Source organism: Candidatus Pelagibacter sp. HIMB1493, assembly GCF_052047995.1.
GTDB lineage: Bacteria > Pseudomonadota > Alphaproteobacteria > Pelagibacterales > Pelagibacteraceae > Pelagibacter.
On the sequence record NZ_JBNAIP010000001.1, the window covers coordinates 15222 to 38606 of the forward strand.

Annotated in this window: 26 protein-coding genes and 1 tRNA gene; 22 read left to right on the top strand and 5 right to left on the bottom strand. The window is 29.6% G+C overall.

What is annotated here, in order from left to right; all coding sequences use genetic code 11:
• Positions 1-5: 5 nt before the first annotated feature.
• From ACTTBK_RS00110 to ACTTBK_RS00195, 18 genes are all read left to right on the top strand, one after another.
• The gene (locus ACTTBK_RS00110) at positions 6-329 is read left to right on the top strand and encodes a 5-formyltetrahydrofolate cyclo-ligase (RefSeq protein ID WP_440618063.1); all 324 of its coding nucleotides are present in this window, start codon (positions 6-8) and stop codon (positions 327-329) included.
• Positions 317-763 (top strand): cell division protein ZapA, encoded by a 447-nt coding sequence (locus tag ACTTBK_RS00115; protein ID WP_440618064.1) that lies wholly within the window; start codon positions 317-319, stop codon positions 761-763. Before ACTTBK_RS00110 ends, ACTTBK_RS00115 begins: the two co-directional genes overlap by 13 nt.
• A gap of 4 nt (positions 764-767) precedes the next feature.
• Positions 768-1313: a 5-formyltetrahydrofolate cyclo-ligase gene (locus ACTTBK_RS00120; RefSeq protein ID WP_440618065.1), complete on the top strand. Its 546-nt coding sequence runs from the start codon at positions 768-770 to the stop codon at positions 1311-1313.
• Positions 1310-2113, top strand: coding sequence for a TIGR00282 family metallophosphoesterase (locus ACTTBK_RS00125; protein WP_440618066.1), 804 nt, complete (start codon positions 1310-1312; stop codon positions 2111-2113). The genes ACTTBK_RS00120 and ACTTBK_RS00125 overlap by 4 nt, the downstream gene beginning before the upstream one ends.
• Before the next feature lie 7 nt (positions 2114-2120).
• The gene (locus tag ACTTBK_RS00130) at positions 2121-2846 is read left to right on the top strand and encodes a YebC/PmpR family DNA-binding transcriptional regulator (RefSeq protein ID WP_440618067.1); all 726 of its coding nucleotides are present in this window, start codon (positions 2121-2123) and stop codon (positions 2844-2846) included.
• On the top strand, positions 2846-3337 hold the full coding sequence (locus ACTTBK_RS00135; RefSeq protein ID WP_440618068.1) for a crossover junction endodeoxyribonuclease: 492 nt from the start codon (positions 2846-2848) through the stop codon (positions 3335-3337). The genes ACTTBK_RS00130 and ACTTBK_RS00135 overlap by 1 nt, the downstream gene beginning before the upstream one ends.
• Positions 3338-3390: 53 nt before the next feature.
• A complete protein-coding gene (gene tolQ / locus ACTTBK_RS00140; RefSeq protein WP_075506057.1) occupies positions 3391-4065 on the top strand; it encodes a protein TolQ in 675 nt (224 codons plus the stop codon).
• Positions 4066-4482 (top strand): protein TolR, encoded by a 417-nt coding sequence (gene tolR, locus ACTTBK_RS00145; protein ID WP_075506058.1) that lies wholly within the window; start codon positions 4066-4068, stop codon positions 4480-4482.
• Between the two features lie 5 nt (positions 4483-4487).
• Positions 4488-5351 (top strand): energy transducer TonB, encoded by an 864-nt coding sequence (locus tag ACTTBK_RS00150; protein WP_075506059.1) that lies wholly within the window; start codon positions 4488-4490, stop codon positions 5349-5351.
• 12 nt (positions 5352-5363) lie between these two features.
• Entirely contained in the window at positions 5364-6704 is a 1341-nt protein-coding gene (gene tolB, locus ACTTBK_RS00155) for a Tol-Pal system beta propeller repeat protein TolB (RefSeq protein ID WP_075506060.1), read from the top strand.
• A 106-nt stretch (positions 6705-6810) separates the two neighbouring features.
• Positions 6811-7350, top strand: a complete 540-nt coding sequence (gene pal, locus ACTTBK_RS00160) for a peptidoglycan-associated lipoprotein Pal (RefSeq protein WP_440614677.1) — start codon at positions 6811-6813, stop codon at positions 7348-7350.
• Between the two features lie 79 nt (positions 7351-7429).
• Positions 7430-8434 carry a tol-pal system protein YbgF gene (gene ybgF / locus ACTTBK_RS00165; RefSeq protein ID WP_440618069.1) on the top strand — a complete coding sequence of 335 codons (1005 nt, stop codon included), beginning with the start codon at positions 7430-7432 and terminating at the stop codon, positions 8432-8434.
• The gene (gene tilS / locus ACTTBK_RS00170) at positions 8394-9416 is read left to right on the top strand and encodes a tRNA lysidine(34) synthetase TilS (protein WP_440618070.1); all 1023 of its coding nucleotides are present in this window, start codon (positions 8394-8396) and stop codon (positions 9414-9416) included. The genes ybgF and tilS overlap by 41 nt, the downstream gene beginning before the upstream one ends.
• Before the next feature lie 63 nt (positions 9417-9479).
• On the top strand, positions 9480-11387 hold the full coding sequence (gene ftsH / locus ACTTBK_RS00175) for an ATP-dependent zinc metalloprotease FtsH (protein ID WP_262590286.1): 1908 nt from the start codon (positions 9480-9482) through the stop codon (positions 11385-11387).
• Between the two features lie 6 nt (positions 11388-11393).
• Positions 11394-12446, top strand: a complete 1053-nt coding sequence (folP, locus tag ACTTBK_RS00180) for a dihydropteroate synthase (protein ID WP_440613999.1) — start codon at positions 11394-11396, stop codon at positions 12444-12446.
• Entirely contained in the window at positions 12446-13777 is a 1332-nt protein-coding gene (gene glmM / locus ACTTBK_RS00185) for a phosphoglucosamine mutase (RefSeq protein ID WP_440618071.1), read from the top strand. Before folP ends, glmM begins: the two co-directional genes overlap by 1 nt.
• A gap of 1 nt (position 13778) precedes the next feature.
• Positions 13779-14591 carry a bifunctional hydroxymethylpyrimidine kinase/phosphomethylpyrimidine kinase gene (gene thiD, locus ACTTBK_RS00190; protein ID WP_440618072.1) on the top strand — a complete coding sequence of 271 codons (813 nt, stop codon included), beginning with the start codon at positions 13779-13781 and terminating at the stop codon, positions 14589-14591.
• Entirely contained in the window at positions 14591-15883 is a 1293-nt protein-coding gene (locus tag ACTTBK_RS00195; RefSeq protein ID WP_440618073.1) for an adenylosuccinate synthase, read from the top strand. Before thiD ends, ACTTBK_RS00195 begins: the two co-directional genes overlap by 1 nt.
• On the opposite strand, the gene rpoH is transcribed toward ACTTBK_RS00195, so the two are convergent.
• Positions 15880-16773 carry an RNA polymerase sigma factor RpoH gene (gene rpoH, locus ACTTBK_RS00200; protein ID WP_440618074.1) on the bottom strand — a complete coding sequence of 298 codons (894 nt, stop codon included), beginning with the start codon at positions 16771-16773 and terminating at the stop codon, positions 15880-15882. The two genes, ACTTBK_RS00195 and rpoH, sit on opposite strands and share 4 nt — an antisense overlap.
• A 41-nt stretch (positions 16774-16814) precedes the next feature.
• Positions 16815-17795: an RluA family pseudouridine synthase gene (locus tag ACTTBK_RS00205; protein ID WP_440618075.1), complete on the bottom strand. Its 981-nt coding sequence runs from the start codon at positions 17793-17795 to the stop codon at positions 16815-16817.
• 23 nt (positions 17796-17818) lie between these two features.
• Here ACTTBK_RS00205 and ACTTBK_RS00210 point away from each other — a divergent pair.
• A tRNA-Arg gene (locus tag ACTTBK_RS00210) sits at positions 17819-17895 on the top strand.
• A 1-nt stretch (position 17896) separates the two neighbouring features.
• Here ACTTBK_RS00210 and ACTTBK_RS00215 read toward each other — a convergent pair.
• From ACTTBK_RS00215 to ACTTBK_RS00225, 3 genes are read right to left on the bottom strand one after another with little or no spacing between them, the layout of a single operon-like run.
• Positions 17897-18688 (bottom strand): ABC transporter permease, encoded by a 792-nt coding sequence (locus tag ACTTBK_RS00215; RefSeq protein ID WP_262590293.1) that lies wholly within the window; start codon positions 18686-18688, stop codon positions 17897-17899.
• Entirely contained in the window at positions 18685-19413 is a 729-nt protein-coding gene (locus tag ACTTBK_RS00220; protein ID WP_440618076.1) for an ABC transporter ATP-binding protein, read from the bottom strand. Before ACTTBK_RS00220 ends, ACTTBK_RS00215 begins: the two co-directional genes overlap by 4 nt.
• Complete coding sequence (locus tag ACTTBK_RS00225) at positions 19410-20345, bottom strand: L-threonylcarbamoyladenylate synthase (RefSeq protein WP_440618077.1); 936 nt, start codon at positions 20343-20345, stop codon at positions 19410-19412. The genes ACTTBK_RS00220 and ACTTBK_RS00225 overlap by 4 nt, the downstream gene beginning before the upstream one ends.
• A gap of 20 nt (positions 20346-20365) precedes the next feature.
• Here ACTTBK_RS00225 and ACTTBK_RS00230 point away from each other — a divergent pair, with 20 nt between their 5' ends.
• The 3 genes from ACTTBK_RS00230 to dxs are packed head-to-tail and all read left to right on the top strand — an operon-like array spanning position 20366 to position 23384.
• Positions 20366-20602: an exonuclease VII small subunit gene (locus ACTTBK_RS00230; RefSeq protein WP_262590296.1), complete on the top strand. Its 237-nt coding sequence runs from the start codon at positions 20366-20368 to the stop codon at positions 20600-20602.
• The gene (locus tag ACTTBK_RS00235) at positions 20599-21471 is read left to right on the top strand and encodes a polyprenyl synthetase family protein (protein ID WP_440618078.1); all 873 of its coding nucleotides are present in this window, start codon (positions 20599-20601) and stop codon (positions 21469-21471) included. Before ACTTBK_RS00230 ends, ACTTBK_RS00235 begins: the two co-directional genes overlap by 4 nt.
• On the top strand, positions 21468-23384 hold the full coding sequence (gene dxs, locus ACTTBK_RS00240) for a 1-deoxy-D-xylulose-5-phosphate synthase (protein WP_440618079.1): 1917 nt from the start codon (positions 21468-21470) through the stop codon (positions 23382-23384). Before ACTTBK_RS00235 ends, dxs begins: the two co-directional genes overlap by 4 nt.
• Position 23385: the final 1 nt, after the last annotated feature.

Sequence of the window (23385 nt, forward strand, 5' to 3'; positions counted from 1 at the left end):
TATATATGAATTCTATAAACGAAAAAGAAAAAAAACTTAATTTAGCTTTAGAGGAATTAAAAAATTTAGATCTAACTAATCCGGTTTTGGAAAATAATATTGAAAATCTTAACTTGCAAAAAAATCAATTAGAGATTGAAAAAAATGAGTTAGAAAAAAAATATAAAGAGCTAATAGATCAGAACGAAATTTTGTCTAAAAGATTAGATGAGTTCAGAAGTAAAGAAAAGGCGGAAGAAAGAAAACAAATAGAGTTTTCAGAGAAAATTGATGAATTAAATCAAGAAACAGATACTTTGTTGGAAGAGATTGATAAATGGCAAATGTAAGTATTAAATTCAATAATAAAGAGTTTCTACTATCTTGTGATGATGGACAAGAGGAACATCTAGAGGAATTGTTAATTCAAATAAATCAAAAATTTAATCATTTAAAAAATGATCTTGGCAATTTAGGAGAGAATAAACTTTTATTAATTACAGCGGTTAAAATAATGGATGAATACTACGAAACAAAGAAGAAAGTTGAACAAAAGAAACAAGAATTAAAAGATTTATCAAATAAATTTAAAGAATTAAAAACTCTAATTTATGAATATAAAGATAAAAAAGAAGATGAAATAAAAGAGTTAAATTTAAATCATGAAAAATTAAAAATCGAGATTGAAACTAATCAAAAAAAATATGAAGATTTAATTGATACTGCTGCAGAGAAAATTTCAAGTTTTGTCGAAAAAGCAAAACAAGAAAATTTATCTCAATAAATTTGTGAATAAATCTAAATTAAGAAGAAAGATAACATCACTTAGAAAAAAAAATTTTCAAGAAAATTTGAAAATTAATTCTTTAAAATTAATTAAATTTCTAAGCGATAATAAGCTTAAAACAAAAATTGTTGGAGGATATTATCCATGCAATCATGAAATAGATGATTTAGAAGTTTTAAATTTATTTAGTAAAAATAAAAAAATTACCTCATTACCGATCATCAAGAAAAATAACCAAATAGACTTTTATGAATGGTCCAAAGATAATCCATTAAAGATAAACAAATACGGGATTATTGAACCATTATCTCAAAAGAAAGTTTATCCAGATATATTACTAGTTCCACTATTAGCTTTTGATAAACATTTTAACCGTTTAGGTTATGGAGGTGGTTTTTATGATCGTTATATTGAAAAAATTGAAATTAAAAAAAAGGTATTTAAAGTAGGATTTGCCTTTTCTTTTCAAGAATTAAAAGAAGTACCAGTTAATAATTATGATAAGAAGCTTGATTTAATAATTACTGAAAGAGGTTTAATATTTTGAGAATTTTATTTTTAGGCGATGTTGTTGGTATTTCGGGGTGCTCTAAACTTACAAGCAGCTTACTTAGTGAAATTAAAACAAAAAAAATTGATTTTGTTATTGCTAATGGTGAAAATGCTGCAGCTCAAGGGGTTGGTTTGACTGAGGAAATTTGCAAAGATTTTTATAACTGTGGTGTTAACGTAATAACAACTGGTAATCATGTATGGGATCAAAAAGAAATCATGAAGTACATAGAAAAAGAAGAGAGATTGTTACGTCCTAAAAACCTTTTTGAACCTGCACCGGGCCAAGGATTTCAAATTTTCAAAACTGATAAAAATATTAGAATCGGTGTACTTAACCTTATGGGCAATGTTTTTATGAAAAAGTGTGAAGATGTTTTTGAAACTTCAAAAAAATTTTTAAGTGAATTCAATTTAAAAGATGACTACGATTTATTAGTAGTTGATTTTCATGGTGAAATTACTAGTGAGAAAAATGCTATAGGTCATTTTTTTGATGGTCATGCAACGTTAGTTGTTGGAACTCATACTCATATTCCAACTAATGATGCAAGAATACTAAACAATGGTACTGGATACCAGACAGACGCTGGTATGTGTGGGGATTATGACTCTGTAATTGGGATGGACAAGGAAAATTCCTTAAACAGATTTCTAAAAAAAGACTCGGTCAAACATTTTCCAGCAGTTGGGGAAGGGACTTTGTCTGGTGTTATTGTTGATTGTGATATAAATACTGGTTTAGCTAAAAACATTAATAGTTATATATTTGGAGATAAACTAAAAAATATTTAATTTATATATGGCAGGTCATTCTCATTGGGCAGGTATTAAACATAAAAAAGGAAAAGCTGATAAGCAACGTTCAAAAATTTTTTCAAAGTTGTCTAAAGAAATTACTGTTGCTGCAAAGCTCGGAGACAAAGATCCTGCAATGAACGCAAGATTAAGATCAGCAGTACAAGCTGCAAGATCAGCAAATATGCCAAAAGATAATATAGAAAGAGCAATTGATAAATCTTCTGCTGCATCTGGTGCAAATTTTGAAAATTTGAGATATGAAGGATTTGGACCAAACAAAATTGCTGTAATTGTTGAAACTTTAACTGACAATAAAAATAGAACAGCTTCCAATGTGAGAACCATTTTTCAAAAATCTGGTGGAAGTTTAGGTACGCAAGGATCAGCATCTCATAACTTTAAACAACTTGGGATAATAAAGATTGATAAAAATGAAATATCAGAAGACAAAATTTTTGAATTGGCTATAGAAGCTGGTGCAGAGGAATGTATTTCTCACAATGAATTTCATGAAGTTCAATGTGTTTCAAATGAAATTTATAATGTTAAAAAAAATTTAGAAAATACAATTGCAAATTTTATTTCCACAGAGATTGAGTGGGTGCCAATCAATAGTGTTGATATTCAAAATGATGAAAAAGAGAGTGTGATTGAGTTTTTAGAAAATCTAGAAGATGACGATGATGTCCAGAACGTTTTTTCAAACGTAAATTTGGGAAATATTTAATGTTAATAATAGGAATTGATCCAGGAATATCAGGATCTATATGTTTTTTAGAGGATGGAATAATTAAAGATGTGCTTGAGATGCCAACAATGACTGAAGGGAAAAAAAATAAAAAGCAAGTTAATGGATCTCAAATATATAATGAAATTTCTTTTAGAATAAAAACATATGAAAAAAAAAATATTAAAGTTGTTATAGAACAAGTTTCAGCTATGCCAGGTCAAGGTGTAACTAGTATGTTTAATTTTGGTCAATCTTTTGGAATTTTAAAAGGTATTTGCAGTGCAATGCAATTACCAATTTATTTTGTAAGACCTGCAAAATGGAAAAAATATTTTAATTTAATTAATTCAGAAAAGGATGCTAGCAGGACAAGAGCTATTGAAATATTTCCTTATTTTTCGTCAAATTTATCTAAAAAAAAAGACTCCAATAAAGCTGATGCAATTCTGATAGCTAGTTATTTTCATGAAACATACAAAAATGACTAATCTTTAAAATTATATAGTCAAATTCATGACACAATTAAGTGTGATGAGTGATTATGGAAGCAGACATAGCCGCAAATGCATTAGACTTAGGAACAAATACAGATTTTTCACTTCTAAGTTTATTTTTAAAAGCAGACATAATTGTTAAAGCAGTAATGATTAGCTTAATACTTTGCTCAGTATATTCATGGGCGGTGATTATAGAAAAATATAGACTTTTTAAAAAAATAAATAAATCTTCAGAAGAATTTGAAGAAAAATTTTGGAACTCTAAATCTGCTGAAAATTTTTATAACAGTTTACCAAATAATTTAGAAGACCCAATGTCTTTGGTATTCCAAAATGCTATGGAAAACTTACTTAAGAAAAAATCAAAAACAAATATAAGTGAAAGAATGACTGCGTTCCTTGAGGGAGGAATAGAAAAGGAAATGTCAAAAATTGAAAAGGGATTTACATTTTTAGCAACCGTAGGTTCAACTGCTCCATTTATTGGATTATTTGGGACTGTTTGGGGTATTATGAATTCTTTTCAATCAATTGCAATTTCAAGAAATACTAGTCTTGCAATAGTTGCACCTGGTATTGCAGAAGCATTATTCGCAACTGCATTAGGACTGTTAGCTGCGATACCTGCTGTAGTTGCTTACAATAAATTTAATACAGACGCAAAAAAATATTCAGAAAAATTAGAGAATTTTTCAAAAAGATTTTTAACAATAATTTAAATGGCTTTTAAATTAAATCGCTCATCAAAAGAACCAATGAGTGAGATTAACGTAACACCTTTTGTTGATGTGATGTTGGTTCTATTAATTATATTCATGGTCACTGCACCGCTTTTAACAGTAGGTGTTCAGGTTGATCTACCTGAGAGTTCAGCAGATTCTTTGCCTGAGGAAACAGAACCTTTAACACTTTCTATTAATGCGAAAGGTGAAATTTTTATTCAAGAATCAAAAGTAGAGTATGACAATATAATTGCTAAAGTTTTAGCTGTTTCAAAAAATAGAACTGACACAAGAATTTATGTAAGAGGTGATAAAACAATAAACTATGGAAGAGTTTTAGAGATAATGGGTTTATTATCTGGATCTGGTTTTACAAAGGTTGCGCTAATCTCTGAGCCCCTTAAACAAAGGTAGTTACAGTGAAGAGTAGTAGTATCGCTATATCTTCAGCTTTACATATATCATTAGTTGTTCTTACAGCTTTAAGCTTGCCTTTTCTCTCAAAAAAACCCATTGATATTCCACCCATAGTCTCTGTTGAATTAATTCAAATAACAGAAGAAACAAATATTCCTTTTGCGCCTAAAGCAAAAAAAATTATTGAAAAAGTAAAAGAAAAAGAAAAAAAACTGGTTTCAGAACAAGCTCCACCGAAAAAAGTAAAAAAAACCAAAACTAAGACTGTTGTCTCAGAGAAAAAAAACAAAACGATAGAAAAACAAAATCCTGAAGCTGTCCCTTTGCCAGATAAAGAGGTAAAAAAATTAAAGACCAAAGAGGAAAAAAAACAAAATCCAGAAAAAGTGGATAATGAAGTAAAGCAAGTATCTGAGTTTGAAAAAAAAGATTTATTTGATCCAAACAATATTGCAGCATTAATAGATAAATCAAAAGAAGAAACAGCAGAAAAAGTGAAAACCAATAATGATGTTACTCAAGATCAAGTGAGAAACATTGAAAACTCTAAACTAACTTTAAGTGAGGAAGATGCTTTAAAGGCCCAAATATTTGGTTGTTGGAGCATACCTTTAGGTTTGCCTTATGATGAAAATTTACTAGTTAGAATAAAGTTAAAGCTTAAACCAGATGGTTCAGTCACCAAAACTGAGATTTTAGATCATGCTAGAATGAATAAACCTGGACAAGGTTTTTATAAAGTCTTAGCAGAAAGTGCCTTAAGAGCAGTAAGATTATGTCAACCTTTGAGAGTTCCAGCTTCTGGTTATGAGAGATGGAAAGAATTACAATTAAATTTTGATGCAAGAGAGATGTTAGGAGGTTAGTATAAAGAATTTATGATTAAAAAATTTATAATTTTCATTTTTGTTTTTTTTCCATTAAAAGCTTTAGCGTTAATTGAAGTTGATATTACAAGGGGAAATTTAAACCCTCTTCCACTTGCAGTCTCACCATTATCAATAGATGAAACGTCTAGAAAAAATTTTGAGCAAATTTTAGATAAAGAGAACATTGGATCTGAAATATCATTAATTGTTGAAAATAATTTAAGAACTTCAGGTTTATTTAATCCTTTGGATAAAAAAGCATTTTTACAAGCTCCAGATATAGCAAATTTAAAACCAAGATTTGAGGATTGGAATTTAATTAAAGCTCAAGCTCTTATCACCGGTAAAGTAAATTTTATTAATGATAAATTAAGAGTTGAGTTTAGACTTTGGGATGTGCTTGCTGCAAAAGAGATGATGGCTTTAGCATTTACAACTGTACCAACAAATTGGAGAAGAGTTGGCCATATAATATCAGATAAAGTATATGAGAGGTTAACAGGAGAAAAAGGGTATTTTGATACAAGAATAATTTATGTAGCTGAAGAAGGACCAAAAACACAAAGAATAAAAAAATTAGCTATCATGGATCAAGATGGTGCAAATAACAAATTTCTAACTTTAGGAAATGAGCTTGTACTTACTCCACGATTTAACCCTGCTAGCCAAATGGTTACTTATCTATCTTATTTTAAAAATATGCCACGTGTTTATCTTTTAGATATTGAAACCGGAACACAGGAAGTAGTTGGAGATTTTCCTGGAATGACATTTGCTCCTAGATTTTCACCTGATGGTAAAAAAATAATCATGAGTTTCGCAAAAGATGGAAAATCAGATATTTATACAATGAATTTAGAAACTCGATTAGTAGAGAGAATAACAAATCATCCTTCAATTGATACATCACCTTCTTATTCTCCAGATGGAAAATATATAACTTTTAACTCTGACAGAAGTGGTTACCAACAAATTTATGTCATGAAAAATGATGGAAGTGACGTGAAAAGAATTTCTTTTGGTAATGGTTTGTACGGAACACCAGTTTGGTCTCCTAGAGGTGATTTAATTGCATTTACAAAATTACATAAAGGAAAATTTTATATTGGAGTGATGAGAACGGATGGAACTGGTGAAAGATTGTTAACAGAAAACTATTATCAAGAGGCCCCATCTTGGTCACCCAATGGAAGAGTTTTGATATTTTATAGAGAAACAAAAACTAATTCTAAAGGCGAAGGTTTTTCTGCTAAATTATGGTCTATTGATTTAACTGGTTATAATGAAAGATTGATAACAACTGAGACGGACGCTTCTGACCCATCTTGGTCGTCTTTATTAAGTAATTAATATCATTTTATCTTTAAATACGATGAAATTTCTTGATTTTTTGGGTTGAAACATCTAATTAGTTGTGAAAAAAATAGTATTTGAAAAAGCAGCAAGGAGCAAATTAATGAGATTGAACAAAATTTTCAAAAACACGTTATTAGTTATTTCAGCTGGAATAATCTTAACAGCGTGTGCAACAAAAAAAGAGGTAGCTGTAGAGGCGCCAAAAGAAGAAACTAAAAAAGAAGAAGTAACTAAAATTGAAAAAATTGCAGGTCAAATGCAAGGAGACGTTTACGTTGGAACAGATAGCGTAAAATATTTAGCAGATGGTGTTGCTGATAGAGTGTTCTTTGCAACTAACGAATCTATATTAACTACAGCTTCAAGAGAAACTTTAAGAGCTCAAGCTGCTTGGTTAAGAGAAAATTCTAACATCACTGTAGTTTTAGAAGGTCATGCAGATGAAAGAGGAACAAGAGAATATAACTTAGCACTTGGAGAAAGAAGAGCTAACGCTGCAAAAGATTATCTAATGACTTATGGTGTTTCATCAGACAGAATTACTGTAATCAGTTATGGTAAAGAAAGACCTGTTGACTCAGGATCAAATCCTTTAGCATGGTCTAAAAACAGAAGATCAGTTACTGTTAAAGCAAACTAAAGAATTTTTTAAAAAAGACCCTAAAATTAAAAACTTTTAGGGTCTTTTTTTTGCCTTTTTATAATCATATAAAAATTTAATGAGATCACTTTTTAGATCAATATTATTTAATTTAATAATAATATTAAATTTCTTTTTTTCGGGAATTGCTTACTCAGATAACCATAATATTTATGAAATTTTAGATTTAATTAAAAAAGATTTAAAAACTCTTGAAAGAGCCGTTTACTCAGGATCAATAGAAATAGAAAGTACAACAAATAATCAATCAGTATCAAGTCTTGATAATAATTCTGAGGATGTCTTAACTAGACATTTGTTAAAGTTATCAGAGGTAGAGGAGCAGTTTAGAGAACTTACTAATAAATTTGAGGAAATTAATTTTAAGCTTGATAAACTTTCGAACAGAGTATCCAAGCTACAGTCTGATAATCAGATAAGGTTTCAAGATATAGAAAATGATTTAAGTTCTGTTAATGTAATTGATAGCAGTCAACAACTCAGTTCTGCGCCTAAAATTGAGAAGCAAATTCTTCCTGGAAGCTCGCAGCCTCAGGACTTAGGTACAATTTCTTATAAAGATATGGAAACTTCAGAGGAGAACCAACAGATTCAATCGGTTGATACCACAGCTTCTATTGTAGAAGAAACTTTTCAAGCTGAAGATAAAATTTTACCAATAGATTTAACTCCAAAAGAACAATATGAATTTGCAACAAGTTTCTTAAAAGTTGGAGATTACAGTACAGCAGAAAGAGCTTTTAGAGAATTTGTGTTATCAAATCCTGAAGATGAATTAGCAGGTAGTGCTCAATATTGGTATGCAGAAACTTTCAGAATAAGACAACTTTATACTGATGCTGCTTCAGCTTATCTCGAAGGATATCAAAAATATCCAAAAGGAAAGAAAGCTCCAATAAATTTATTAAAACTTGGAGTTTCAATGGTTCAAATTGGTGAAAAAGATCAAGGCTGTAAGATGATTAATGGTGTAGAGTTGCAGTATCCAAACGCAAATCAGTCTGTAATACAAAAAGCAAAATATGAGTCTAAAAAATTTGAATGCGTCAAGCAAGATTCATAAACAACTTCTTAATAAGCTAAGAGATAAAAGAATTTATAAAATCTATAATAAATTTGAAAATAATTTAAATTTAAATAACGATTTTACAGTTGCTGTGTCAGGTGGCCCTGATAGTCTTGCTTTAGCTTTTTTTTCAAAAATTTATTCAATTAAAAAATCTTTAAAAATTAAATACTTTCTAGTTGACCATAAATTGAGAAATAATTCATCTGTAGAAGCTTTATTTGTAAAAAATCTTTTGAAGGATTTTTCTATAGATTTAGATATTTTAAAATGGAATGGGAAAAAACCCAAAAATAATATCCAATCTCTTGCAAGAAAAAAAAGATATAATCTCTTAATTAACCAATCAAAAAAATTTAAAATTAATCATATTTTATTTGGTCATCATGAAGATGATGTTCATGAAAATTTTTTAATTAGGCTTTTAAGAGGTAGTGGTTTAAAGGGTATCGTATCTTTAGACAAAACGACTTTAATTAATAATGCAAATATCTTAAGACCTTTAATAAACGTTGAAAAAAAAGATTTAATCTACATCTCAAAAAAGGTGTTTAATAAATATGTAGAAGACCCTTCAAATCAAGATGAAATTTTTACGAGAGTGAGAGTAAGAAATTTAATTAAAAATCTTGAAAGTGAAGGTTTGGATAAAAGTAAATTTAAATTATCAATTAGTAATTTAAAAAGTGTAGACCAATCAATCCAGTTTTTTTGTGAAAAAAATTTAAAAGAAAATTCGATTATTTCTCAAAATAAAGTTGTATTAAAAGAAGAATTTTTTAATTTTCCTCAAGAAGTTTTGTTCAGGTCATTTTCAAAGATCTTACAGTTAGTTGGGAAAAAGTATTTTCCACCCAGAGGTAAAAAAATTAACAATATTTTAGAAAATCTACAGAGTAAAATTACTTTTAAGTCTACACTTGGGAATTGTGTAATTAAAAAAATCAAGAAAACTGTAATTGTATATAAAGAGCGTTAATATCACTAAATTTATAGTTATTTTGTCACTTGTTTAATTTGCAATAATTCTTATCTTTACACCATGAATTTTAAAAATCTGGCTATGTGGGGAATAATAGTTTTTTTAACTATTGGCCTTTATAACATGTTTAAAAATCCTCAATCAAATATTAGAGGAGGAAATCAAATAATTTTTTCAGATTTTTTAACTTCAGTTGAAAATGGAGAAGTTTTAAAAGTTGAGATACAGGGAAACAACATCAAGGGTGTTTACTCAAATGGAAATTCATTTTCAACTTATGCTCCAAACGATCCAAATTTAATTGAAAAATTATCAGACAAAGGAGTAAGTATTTCAGCAGCTCCGTTAGAAGAAAAAATGCCATCTTTATTTGGCGTACTACTTTCTTGGTTCCCAATGCTTTTATTAATTGCTGTTTGGATATTTTTTATGCGACAGATGCAAGGTGGAAAAGGTGGAGCAATGGGATTTGGCAAGTCAAAAGCTAAGATGATGAATGAACTTAAAGGCAAAGTAACATTTAATGATGTTGCTGGAGTAGAAGAGGCAAAAGAAGAAGTAGAAGAAATTGTAGAATTTTTAAAAGACCCTAAAAAATTTAGTAGACTCGGTGGAAAGATACCTAGAGGTGCTTTATTGGTTGGACCTCCAGGAACGGGAAAAACTTTGTTAGCAAGAGCTATTGCAGGTGAAGCAGGAGTTCCTTTCTTTACTATCTCTGGTTCAGATTTTGTTGAAATGTTTGTTGGTGTTGGAGCATCAAGAGTAAGAGATATGTTTGAACAAGGTAAAAAAAATTCTCCGTGCATAATATTCATTGATGAAATAGATGCAGTTGGAAGAAGTAGAGGTGCAGGTTTAGGTGGAGGTAATGATGAAAGAGAGCAAACTTTAAACCAATTATTAGTAGAGATGGATGGGTTTGATACTAATGAGGGAGTTATCATAATTGCAGCAACAAATAGACCTGATGTTCTTGATCCAGCACTATTAAGACCTGGAAGATTTGACAGACAAGTAGTTGTTTCGAACCCAGATATTATTGGAAGAGAAAAAATTTTAAAAGTCCATGTGAAAAAAATTAAGATGGCACCCGATGTAAATTTAAGAACTATTGCAAGAGGGACCCCCGGTTTTTCAGGAGCAGATTTAGCTAACTTAGTCAATGAAGCTGCTTTATTAGCAGCTAGAAAAAATAAAAGAATTGTAACTTTATTAGAATTTGAAGAGGCAAAAGATAAAGTATTAATGGGTGCTGAAAGAAGATCAATGGTAATGACTGAGGATGAAAAAAAACTTACCGCATATCACGAAGGTGGCCATGCTTTAGTCTCGTTTAATATGCCTAGTTATGATCCAATTCACAAAGCCACTATCATTCCAAGAGGAAGAGCTTTGGGAATGGTTATGAATTTACCAGAAAGAGATAAACATGGATATTCAATCAAATATTTAAAAGCTAGACTAGCAGTTTGTTTTGGAGGAAGAGTTGCAGAAGAATTAATTTTTGGAAAAGATAACATTTCTACAGGAGCAGGTGGAGGAAGTGGTTCAGATATTAATCAAGCTACTCAACTTGCAAGAGCGATGGTAACTAAATATGGTATGAGTGAGGAAATGGGTCCAGTTGAGTATGGAGAAAATCAAGAGGAAGTTTTCTTAGGTAGATCTGTTACTCAAACACAATCAGTTTCTGAAGAAGTTGCTCAAAAAATTGATAAGGAAATTAGGAAACTAGTCGACGAAGGATACAATCAAGCAAAGAAAATTTTGACTGAGAAAATTGACGATCTACATAAAATTGCTAAAGCATTAATTACTTACGAAACCTTAACAGGTGAAGAGATTGAGAACATAATTAACAAAAACTTATATCCAAAAGATAAAATTTTAGAAAATCAAGACTCAAAAGATGATCATGACTCGGCTTTAGGAGCCATGGGTCTAAAACCAAAAATTGTTCATTAATTTATAATGCAAAGATATTACACAAGAGCGTGTAATTTCTATTATGGTAATCAATCAAAAATTTTAGTAAGTAAAAAAAAAGCCATACCATTACATCAAATTAAGGAAATATCGTTTGATCATATTGAAATAATAACTAGAAAATCAAAGAAAAAAATTTCAATTAATCAAATAAAATATTTACCAAATGATTTAAAGAAAAAAGTTAATTTAGATTTAAAAAAAATTAAAACTAAAAAAAAAAATTTTTCTAACTTAGAATTTAAAAAAGTTCCAAATATACTAGGTGTCTTAAATCTTACCCCAGATAGTTTTTCTGATGGAGGAAAATTTAATACAAAACAAAGAGGAATAAGTCATGCTTTTAAACTATATAACGATGGCGCTGATTTAATCGATGTTGGAGGAGAGTCAACAAGACCAGGTTCAAAGACAGTAAATAAAGAAGATGAATGGAAAAGAATTAATGAAATCTTAAAATCTATTGTAAAAAAAATTCCGATTTCTTTGGATACTAGAAAATCTGATATAATGAAAAATGGAATTAAATTAGGTGTAAAACTAATTAATGATGTTTCAGGCTTAAGTTTTGATACAGAAACAATAAACGTATTAAAAAAAAATAAAGTTCCTTTTGTCATTCAGCACACGCTTGGAACACCAGAAAATATGCAAAAAAATCCAAAATATAATAATGAATTACTAGATATTTATGATTTTTTTGAGGAGAAAATAAAACTTCTAAGGTCTAAAGGTATTAAACATAACAATATAATTTTAGACCCTGGAATCGGGTTTGGAAAAAAACTGAAACATAATATGAATTTAATCAGAAGTGTTTCTATTTTTCATTCATTAGGATTTCCTATACTTGTAGGAAATTCTAGAAAAAGATTTATTAGAGATATTTCCAAAAAAAATGATAGCTTTACTAGAATTGGAGGAACAATATCGTCATCATTATATTTGATGACACAAGGAGTTCAGATTTTAAGAATTCATGATGTTAATGAAGTTATGCAAGCAATTAAAGTTTTTAAAGAGATAACAAATAAATAATGGCAAAAAAATATTTTGGAACAGATGGAATAAGAGGAGCTATTAATAGTAAAAATATTAATGGAGATATGTTTTTTAAGTTTGGACTAGCTAGTGGTACATATTTTAAATCTCAAAAGAAAAAAAAACAAACAGCAATAATAGCAAAAGATACAAGATTGTCAGGATATACACTTGAACCTGCGCTTGTTTCTGGTTTGGCTTCTGCTGGCATGCATGTTTACACTTTGGGCCCTTTACCAACCAATGGATTGGCTATGCTTACAAAAGAAATGAAGGCCAATATGGGTATTATGATTACAGCTTCTCATAATCCTCATTACGACAATGGATTAAAATTATTTGGTCCTGATGGAATGAAATTATCAGACAAAATAGAAAAAAAAATAGAAGCTCTTATAGATAAAAAAATATCAAATAACCTCTCCAGTCCTGAAAAATTAGGAAGAGTTAAAAGATTAGAAACAGGAACTAAACAATATATTAAAATATTAAAAAAAAATTTTATAAAAGAGTTCAATTTAAGAGGATTAAGAATTGTTATAGATTGTGCCAATGGCGCTGGTTACAAAGCAGGGCCTGAATTATTAAAATCATTAGGTGCTAAAGTTATAGCAATAGGCGTAAACCCAAATGGATTGAATATTAATAAAGATTGTGGCTCAACCTTTCCAAGAAAAATTAGAACAGCTGTAAAAAAATATAAAGCTCATATTGGCATTTCTTTAGATGGAGATGCCGATAGAATTATAATGTGCGATGAAAAAGGTAATATTGTAGATGGTGATCAAATAATAGCTGCTTTAGCAACACGATGGAAAAATAAAAAAATGCTAAAAGGTGGTGTTGTTGGAACGCTAATGTCGAATTATGGACTAGAAAAATATTTAAAATTTAAGAGAATAAAATTTTTAAGAGCTAATGTAGGCGATAGATATGTTAAAGAAAAAATGCAAAAATATAAATTTAATTTAGGTGGTGAACAATCAGGACATATTATTTTAGGTAAATTTGCAACAACTGGAGACGGGTTGCTTGTAGCTTTAGAAGTTCTTTTTGCTCTGAGAAAAGGTAAAAAAACGAGTGAATTTTTTCAGAGTTTTAAAAAAACCCCTCAATTATTAGAAAATATAACTGTTAAAGATAAAAATATTATCAACAAACCTGAAATAAAAAAAGTTATAAAACTCGCAGAAAAATTAATTAATGGAAAAGGAAGAGTTTTAGTTAGAAAATCAGGAACAGAATCTAAAATTAGAGTGATGGCAGAAAGTGATAATAAAATACTTTTATTCAGATGTGTAAACATGATATCCAAAAAAATAAAATAAATTGAAACCAAATTCAAAAATTTTAATTATTGCAGGATCAGATTCATCTGGTGGAGCCGGTATACAAGCTGATATTAAGACTGTTACAGCTCTAGGTTCTTATGCGATGACAGCTATAACTGCAGTTACAATTCAAAATACTACAGGTGTGCAATCAATAGTAGGTATCAATCCGAAAGAAATTTTCAATCAAATTGTTTTTACTTCCAAAGATATTAAGCCTGATGCAATCAAAATAGGAATGTTACACTCATCTAATGTTATCAAGATGGTAATTAAAGCTTTAAATTTAATTAAAGTTAAAAGTATTATTTTAGACCCCGTCATGGTTGCAAAAGGTGGTGCCAAATTAATAGATAATAAAGCAATTAAGTTATTAAAATCGGAATTAATAAAAAAAGTTTCACTAGTTACTCCTAATATTCCTGAAGCTGAAATTTTGACTGAAACAAAAATCATATCTGTTGAAGATATGATTTACGCTGCAAATAAGCTTATGGAATTTGGAGCTAAAAATGTACTTATTAAAGGTGGACATTCAAAAAATAAAATAGTTAAGGATGTTTTTGTTAATAAAAAAGATATTAAGATCTTTAATAGTACGCGTTACAAAACAAATAATACTCATGGTACAGGTTGTACCTTATCAAGTGCAGTCACTACATTTGTATCGTGTGGAAAACCAGCAAAGAAATCTTGTGAGCTTGGAATTAAGTATGTAAATTCAGCTATTAAAACAAACCCAAATTATGGAAGAGGTCATGGCCCAATTAACCATCTCACTTCTATAAAAGTAAATAAAAAATTTAATTAATGAAAAACATAGTTGTTGTTGGATCTCAATGGGGTGATGAAGGAAAAGGTAAGATTGTTGATTGGTTATCTGAACAGGCAGATGTAGTTATTAGATTTCAAGGTGGTCATAATGCGGGCCACACTCTTGTTATTGATGGCGTTACTTACAAGCTAAGATTACTTCCATCTGGCATTGTTAGAAAAGGTAAAATATCAATAATTGGTAATGGTGTTGTTGTAGATCCTTGGGCTTTATTGGAAGAAATTGAAGAGATAAAATCTAAAGGTGTAGAAGTAGATGTAGATAACTTCATAATATCAGAATCTGCAAATCTGATTTTGCCTTTTCATAGAGAAATGGATGAAATTAGAGAAGATACAGCAGGAAAAAGTAAAATAGGAACTACCAGAAGAGGAATTGGACCTGCTTATGAGGATAAAGTAGGAAGAAGATCAATAAGGGTTATGGATTTAAGATCAGAAAAAAATTTAGATCAAAGATTAGATTCTGTATTGATACATCATAATGCAATCAGAAAAGGACTTGGTAAAAAAATTTTTGAAAAAGATCAACTTAAATCTGATTTACTTAAAATTGCTCCTAAAATATTAAAATTTTCACAGCCTGTATGGCTTAAAATTGATCAATTTAAAAAGCAAAAAAAGAAAATTTTATTTGAAGGTGCCCAAGGTATTTTACTTGATGTAGATCATGGAACTTATCCTTTTGTAACTTCATCTAATACAGTTGCTTCGAGCGCTGCTACCGGAACAGGCTGTGGTCCTAATTCAATAAACTATGTTTTAGGAATTACAAAAGCTTATACAACAAGAGTAGGAGAAGGACCTTTTCCAACAGAACTAACTGATGAAGTAGGTGAACTTTTGGGCACACGTGGAAAAGAATTTGGAACTGTCACAAGTAGAAAAAGAAGATGTGGGTGGTTTGATGGTGTTCTAGTAAGACAAACAATTAAAGTTTCAGGTATAGATGGTATAGCTTTAACAAAATTGGACGTTCTTGATGAATTAGATGAAATTAAAATGTGCGTTGCTTATGAGCTGGATGGAGAAAAATTAGATTATTTACCTGCTGCTGTAGAAGATCAAATTAAAATAAAACCAATTTACAAATCTTTTCCAGGATGGAAGGTATCTACCAGTGGAATTAAAAATATGAACTCTTTACCTGATAATGCAAAAAAATATATTTTTGCTGTAGAAGATTTCATTGGTGCAAAAATATCTAGCGTTTCTACTAGTCCTGAAAGAGATGATACTATTTTAATCGAAAATCCTTTTGAGGCTTAATTCGCTGGTAATAAATTTTTAGATTTAGCAAGAAGTAGCATTTGTTTTTGAAGTTTTTCAAATGCTTTATTTTCTATTTGTCTAACTCTTTCTCTACTTATTTTATATTTTTTACTTAAATCTTCCAGAGTTGTTGGATCATCATTCAGTCTTCTTGAATACAATATCTCTCTTTCTCTATCATTGAGCACAGTAATAGAATCTTTTAACAAATCTTTTCTTTGCTCCATTTCTTCGTGTTGAGCAAATTTTAAATCATGATCGAGCTCTTTATCTACTAACCAGTCTTGCCATTCATCACCATCCTCTCCAACTTGAGCATTCAATGAAAACTCTTTTCCAGAAAGTCTTCTGTTCATTGAAACAACTTCTTCTTTACTCACATCAAGTTTGTTAGCAATATGGTTTACGTGTTCATCCCTTAAATCACCTTCAGTTTCGGGAGATATTTGGTTTTTAATTTTTTTTAAATTGAAAAACAATTTTTTTTGAGCAGTTGTTGTTCCAATTTTTACAAGACTCCAAGATCTTAAAATATATTCTTGGATGGATGCTTTAATCCACCACATAGCATAAGTTGCTAATCTAAAACCTTTTTCAGGTTCAAATTTTTTAACAGCCTGCATCAAACCAACATTTCCTTCGGAAATCATTTCATTAATTGGCAAACCATAGCCTTTGTATCCCATGGCAATTTTTGCAACTAATCTTAAGTGACTAGTTACTAATTTTTCAGCAGCTTTAATATTTCCAGTTGTTTTCCAATTTTTGGCTAACATATATTCTTCTTCTGCGGCCAACATTGGGAACTTTTTAATCTGTTCTAAATATACAGAAAGACCACCCTCATTGGATAGTGTAGGAAGATTGTTGCTCATAGTTGTGCTCATAGATGAGTTTATTTAGTTAATTATACTTAATTTTCAATAATTTATTCTTCAGTGTTTCTAAGCATTTTTAAAATATTATTTAGTTCTTGAGGCAAAATTGAGGTAAAAATCAGCTCCTTCTGAGTTCTAGGATGAACAAAGCCTAAAGTCTTTGCGTGTAGAAATTGTCTGTCTAAATTTGTAATTGAATTTTGAATGTCAAAATTAACATTTTTTAATTTTTTATATTTTTTTTTATATTTATCATCACCAACTAAACTATTTCCTTTATAATTCATGTGCACTCTGATTTGATGAGTTCTACCAGTTTCCAATTTGCATTCGACTAAACTTAACGTCGGTATTTTTTTATTTTCGAAAATTTCAATTGTTTTATAGTTTGTTACAGCTTTCTTACCCTTTGAACTGCTTACTTCCATAAGTTGTCTATTTTTAGAACTACGAGTAATAAATGTTTCTATCCTACCAAAAGATGGTCTTAGCTTTCCCCATATTAAAAGTTGGTATTCTCTAATAATTGTGTGCTTACTAAATTGTTTTGATAAATTTTCATGGGTCTCATTATTTTTTGCTACAACAACTAAACCTGAGGTATTTTTATCAATTCTGTGCACAATTCCAGGTCTTAATTCATCTCCAATAGTTGATAAAGATTCTTTATTATAATGCATTAATGCATTTACAATTGTTTTGTCATAATTGCCTGCTCCAGGATGCATTATAATTCCTGAGGGTTTATCAATTACTAATAAATCAGAATCTTCATAAACAATATTTAATTTAAAATCATAAGGCTTTAGAGATGCAATCTCTGGCTCTGGAATAGTAAGATTTACAACATCACCAATCGAAACTTTTTTAGATGGACTTTTAATTATTTCATTATTTAGTTTTAATTTTTCTTTTAAAATTAAATTTTTAACTCTGGTTCTACTAATAATTTCGTCTCTTTTGTTAATTAATACATCTACTCTTAAATTCTTTTCTTCTTCTTCAACTATAAAATTAATGCTTTTTTCCATAAAATATAATATTAATACTAAATGCGCTTGTAGCTCAACTGGATAGAGCGCCAGATTTCGGCTCTGGAGGTTCAGGGTTCGACTCCTTGCAGGCGCACCATTTACTCTCCAATATTAATTAATGTCCCTTTTTCTCTAGCTTTATCAAACGAAAAATAAAAAGTTGCAATAGCAACTGTGAAATAAAATGCATTTAGTGAAAGTGCAATACGAATATTTTCATAGCTAACAATTCCATTGACCAAGATATTTCTGGTTTCTTCAAATATATAAACTAATGGCAATGCGTATGCTATTGATTGAAATATTTCAGGTAAAATTTCAACTGGATAATAAATACAGCCAAAAGGTGCCAATAAAAACATTGTAGACCATGCAATATTCTCAAAAGACGGCCCAAATCTTAACAATCCAGCTGAAACAAAAAGCCCCAAAGTAATTCCAAAAATATACAAACTTAAAAAAAGAAAAGCTAATGGTAATCCCAAGTTTAATATAGATATACCAAATAATGGTGAGGTTAAAAGTATCGCTGGAATTAATCCGATTAAAGCTCTTATTAAAGCGGTGATTACAAGTGCAGTAATTATTTCACTAATTTTCATTGGAGCAATAAATAAATTAGTAAAATTCCTACTCCAAATTTCTTCTAAAAATAACATATTAAAACCAATGCTTGTTCTAAAAAGAAAATCATAAAGAATTGCACAAGACAATATAACTCCAACAGCTCCACTATAGTATGAACTGTGCGCTGCAAAAAAATTGGAAATGAAACCCCAAAGAGTTATCTGGATAGAAGGCCAATATATTAAATCAAGTATTCTTGGGAATGACCTAGTAATTAAATAAAAATGTCTTAAAAATAATCCATATATTCTTGTAATATTCATTTATCTTTCCTAACAATTTCTAAAAAAACTTCTTCCAAGTTTTTTTGTCCATATTTTTTTATTAAATCTTCTGGAGTACCACTGTCTACGATATTACCATCTTTCATCATCATAACAGAATTACATAATCTCTTTACTTCATCCATGTTATGCGAAGCTAACAAAACAGATATTTTTTTTTCTTCTTTGTACTTTTCTAAAAAGGTTCTAATAAAATCTGCTGTTTCGGGGTCTAGAGCAGCAGTTGGCTCATCTAACAAGAGCACAGTAGGATCATTAATTAATGCTTTAGCAAGACTGACCCTATTTTTTTGTCCTGATGACAGTTCTCCTGTAATTTTATCCAAAAGATCTTCCAATCTTAATTTTTCTGAGAGGAAATTAATTCTCTCATTCAAATTTTGAATATTGTATAGTTTCCCATACACAATTAAATTTTGGTTTACTGTTAATTTTTTAGGCAATTCAATGTAGGGAGAAATAAAATTCATTTTGTGTAGAATTGAAATTTTATTATTTTCAATATTTTTACCGTTAATTAAGACTTGGCCACTTGTGGGTTTTAATAATCCTAGTATCATTCCGATTGTTGTTGTTTTTCCACAACCATTTGGACCTAACAGTCCTACTATTTCATTTTCATTAATTTTAAAATTTATATTATTAACTGCTTTTTTAGTCTTATATGATTTTGATAGATTTATGACTTCTATTGAGTTTTTCATTTGAAGTTTGATGCTCTCTTGAGTCTGTCATTTATCGTTTTCCCAATTCCTTCATTTGGTATTTTTTCTACAGCTATTGATTTATATTTATCTTTTTTTATTTTCCTCAAAACACTGTACAGGTTTCTGGCAGCTTCATTTAAGTTATTTGTTTTGCTTAAATAATAAATATCTTTAGATATATTTTCTCTTTTTTTTAATACTACAAAAGCTTCATTTTCTTTGTTTTTTTTTGCATTCATTCTTAAAGGTAATCCTGGAGAATAGTGTAAAGGAAAAAGACCAGGAGAAATTTTATCTTTTGAATTTATATTAATTGTTATTTTTTGATTCAAAGTTTTTTTAATCTTTGAAACACTCAATCCTCCATATCTTAGTAATCTAGGTTTATTTGTTATATTTAATATTGTAGACTCGACACCAATTTTACATACACCACCATTCAAAATAAATTTTATTTTGTTGCCAAATTCATCTTTGACGTCTGCTGCTTTTACAGCACTTAATCTTGAAGAAATATTAGCGCTTGGTGCTGCAACTGGATATTTTAAATTTTTGAGTAATTTTCTAAATAGAGGATGTTTTGGAAATCGTATAGCAACTGTTTTTTTATTATTAGTTACAAACTTTGATATTTTAGAATTTTTTTTGAGCTTCAATATATATGTTATTGGTCCTGGAGAAAATTTTTTATAAAGTTTAATAAAATTATCATTTATTTCACAGTCTTCTGAAATTTTTTTTAAATTATAGTAGTGAACAATTAGTGGATTGTTAGTAGGTCTTCTTTTTAGGTTAAAAATTTTTTTAACAGCAGTGTCCGAGTATGCGTTACCTGCGAGTCCGTAAACAGTCTCTGTTGGAACAGCTACACAATGACTTTTATCTAAGTAATTTTTCGCTTTTTTGATGTTTGATTGAATATTTTTCATGTAATAGTAATGATTAATATATGAAAGATAAAAATTTACCACTCGATTATGATAATAGAACGCTTGAAGAGTTAACAGATGAAGCAAATCAAATGATAAAGTCTTTAGAAGAAAAAGATGACCTAGACAATTCTGTAGAAAGCTATCAAGAGTTACTAAAATTAAATAATTTAATTGAAAAAAAATTTCAAAAAAATTTAAGATCTATTAGTGAAAATACAAATAAAAAAATTAAGGATATCATTAAGAGAAAGTGAAAAATCAACTTAATAAAATTGCAAAAGATACCAATTTATTCTTGAAAAAATATATTCAGGAACAAGAAAATTCCAAATTAATTTATGCAATGAAGTATGGATTATTTCCTGGAGGAAAAAAAATTAGATCTAAAATATTAATTGATATTGGATCGTTATTCTCAATTAACTATCACACATTAATTGCTATAGGTGCTGCTGTAGAATGTATTCATGCTTATTCTCTTATTCATGATGATTTACCATGCATGGATAATGATAATATGAGAAGAGGTAAACCATCAACTCATATTAAATTTGGTGAGTCGACAGCTGTCCTCGCCGGAAATTCATTATTAACAATGGCTTTTGAAATTTTAACTAGTTCTAAGATAAAGTTGAGGGACAAAATCAAAGTTAAATTAGTAGATAAACTTTCTATGTGTTCAGGACATTTGGGTATAGCGGGAGGTCAATATTTAGATTTAGATTTTGAAAAAAAGAAAGTTTCAAAAAAACAAATTATAGAAATGGAAATTAAAAAAACAGGAAAACTTTTTAGTTTTTGTTGTGCAGTACCAGCAATCATTAAGGAGAAAAGTCTAAAGGAAATAAAATTTTTTGAAAGTCTTGGTTCTGATATTGGTCTTCTTTTTCAAATAGCAGATGATTTAATAGATTTTAAAGGTAATTCTAAAATTGCTGGGAAGAGAACAAAAAAAGATCAAAAAAAAGGCAAAGCTACGCTTATAAGTTTGCTAGGTTATGACGCTTCAATCAAATATTGTGGTAAGATTATTTCAGATATTAATAGAAATTTAAAAATTTATGGTTCAAAATCAGAAAATTTAAACGATACATTAGAATTTATATTGAATAGAAATAAATGAAAAATAATTACAAGTTTTTAGATAATATTAACTTTCCATCCGATTTAAGAAAAGTTTCTGAAAATGATTTACAACAAGTAGCTGATGAAGTTAGAGAAGAGATGATCAGTGCAGTATCTAAAACTGGTGGACATTTAGGTGCAGGTCTAGGGGTTGTTGAGCTGACTGTAGCTCTGCACTATGTTTTTGATACACCTAATGATAGATTAATTTGGGATGTAGGACACCAAGCATACCCACATAAAATTTTAACAGGAAGAAAACAAAAAATTACAACTTTAAGACAAGGCAACGGTTTATCAGGTTTTACTAAAAGATCTGAGAGTGAGTATGACCCATTTGGTGCAGCTCATAGTTCCACATCTATATCATCTGCACTTGGCATGGCTGAAGCAAATAAATTAGAAAATAAATCTTCAAATGTAATAGCTGTTATTGGAGATGGCGCAATTAGTGCTGGTATGGCATATGAAGCTATGAATAATGCTGGCGCATCAAAAACTAAAATGATCGTTATATTAAATGATAATGACATGTCTATAGCAAAACCAGTAGGTGCAATGAGAACATATTTAGCAAAGTTATTTACTGGAAAAATCTATTTTAGCTTAAGAGAAACTTTAAAATTAATCACCTCAGCTTTTTCAAAAAGATTTAGTGCTAAAGCTGGTAAGGCAGAAGATTTTTTTCGTTCTGCTGTCACCGGTGGAACACTATTTAGCTCACTTGGTTTTTATTATGCAGGACCAATAGATGGACATGATCTTTCCTCACTTGTCCCTATTTTAAGAAATGCTAGAGACTCAAAGCATGAGGGTCCAATTATGATACATATTAAAACTCAAAAAGGAAAAGGATATTCTTATGCTGAAAAAGCTAGCGATCACTATCATGGAGTATCAAAATTTAATGTTGAAACTGGAGAGCAACAAAAAAGTGGTTCTAATTTACCTGCATATACAAAAGTTTTTGCAAATACACTTGTTAAGCATGCAAAAAAAGACAGTAAGATTGTTGGAATAACTGCAGCAATGCCAGGTGGAACTGGTATGGATATCTTTGGCAAGGAATTTCCAAAAAGAATGTTTGACGTTGGTATAGCTGAACAGCATGCAGTTACTTTTGCTGCAGGTCTTGCAACAGAAGGGTATAAACCCTATGCCGCTATCTATTCTACCTTTCTTCAAAGAGCTTACGATCAAGTAGTGCATGATGTAGCAATACAAAGTCTACCTGTAAGATTTGCAATTGATAGAGCTGGATTAGTTGGCGCAGATGGATCAACGCATGCAGGTTCTTTTGATATTGCTTATTTGTCAACTTTACCAAATTTTATCGTGATGGCAGCTAGTGATGAAGCTGAGTTAGTAAAAATGATTAATACTTCGGTTGATATTAATGACAAACCCTGTGCAATAAGATATCCAAGAGGAACAGGTATTGGAGTTGAACTTCCTTCAATAGAGGAAAAAATAGAGATAGGTAAAGGAAAAATTATTCAGCAAGGAACTCAAGTTTGTTTGTTGAGCTTAGGAACTAGACTTGAAGAATGTAAAGTAGCTGCAGAAGAATTGAAAGCAAAGGGTATTTCAACAACAATTATAGATGCCAGATTTGCAAAACCTTTAGATGAAGATTTAATTTTAAAATCTGCAAGAGAACATGAATTAATGATTACAATTGAGGAAGGTTCTATAGGAGGATTTGGTTCCCATGTTAAAAATTTATTAGCCGAAAAAGGGATATTTGATAAAGGGTTAAAATTTAGATCCATGACTCTTCCAGATGAATTCATAGAGCAAGATAATCCAAAAAATATGTATGATATTGCTGGACTTAATAGTCCACAAATTACAAAAAAAGTTTTAGAAGTTTTATTTAATAAGGATTCAATTAGAGTAGTAAAAAACTAAT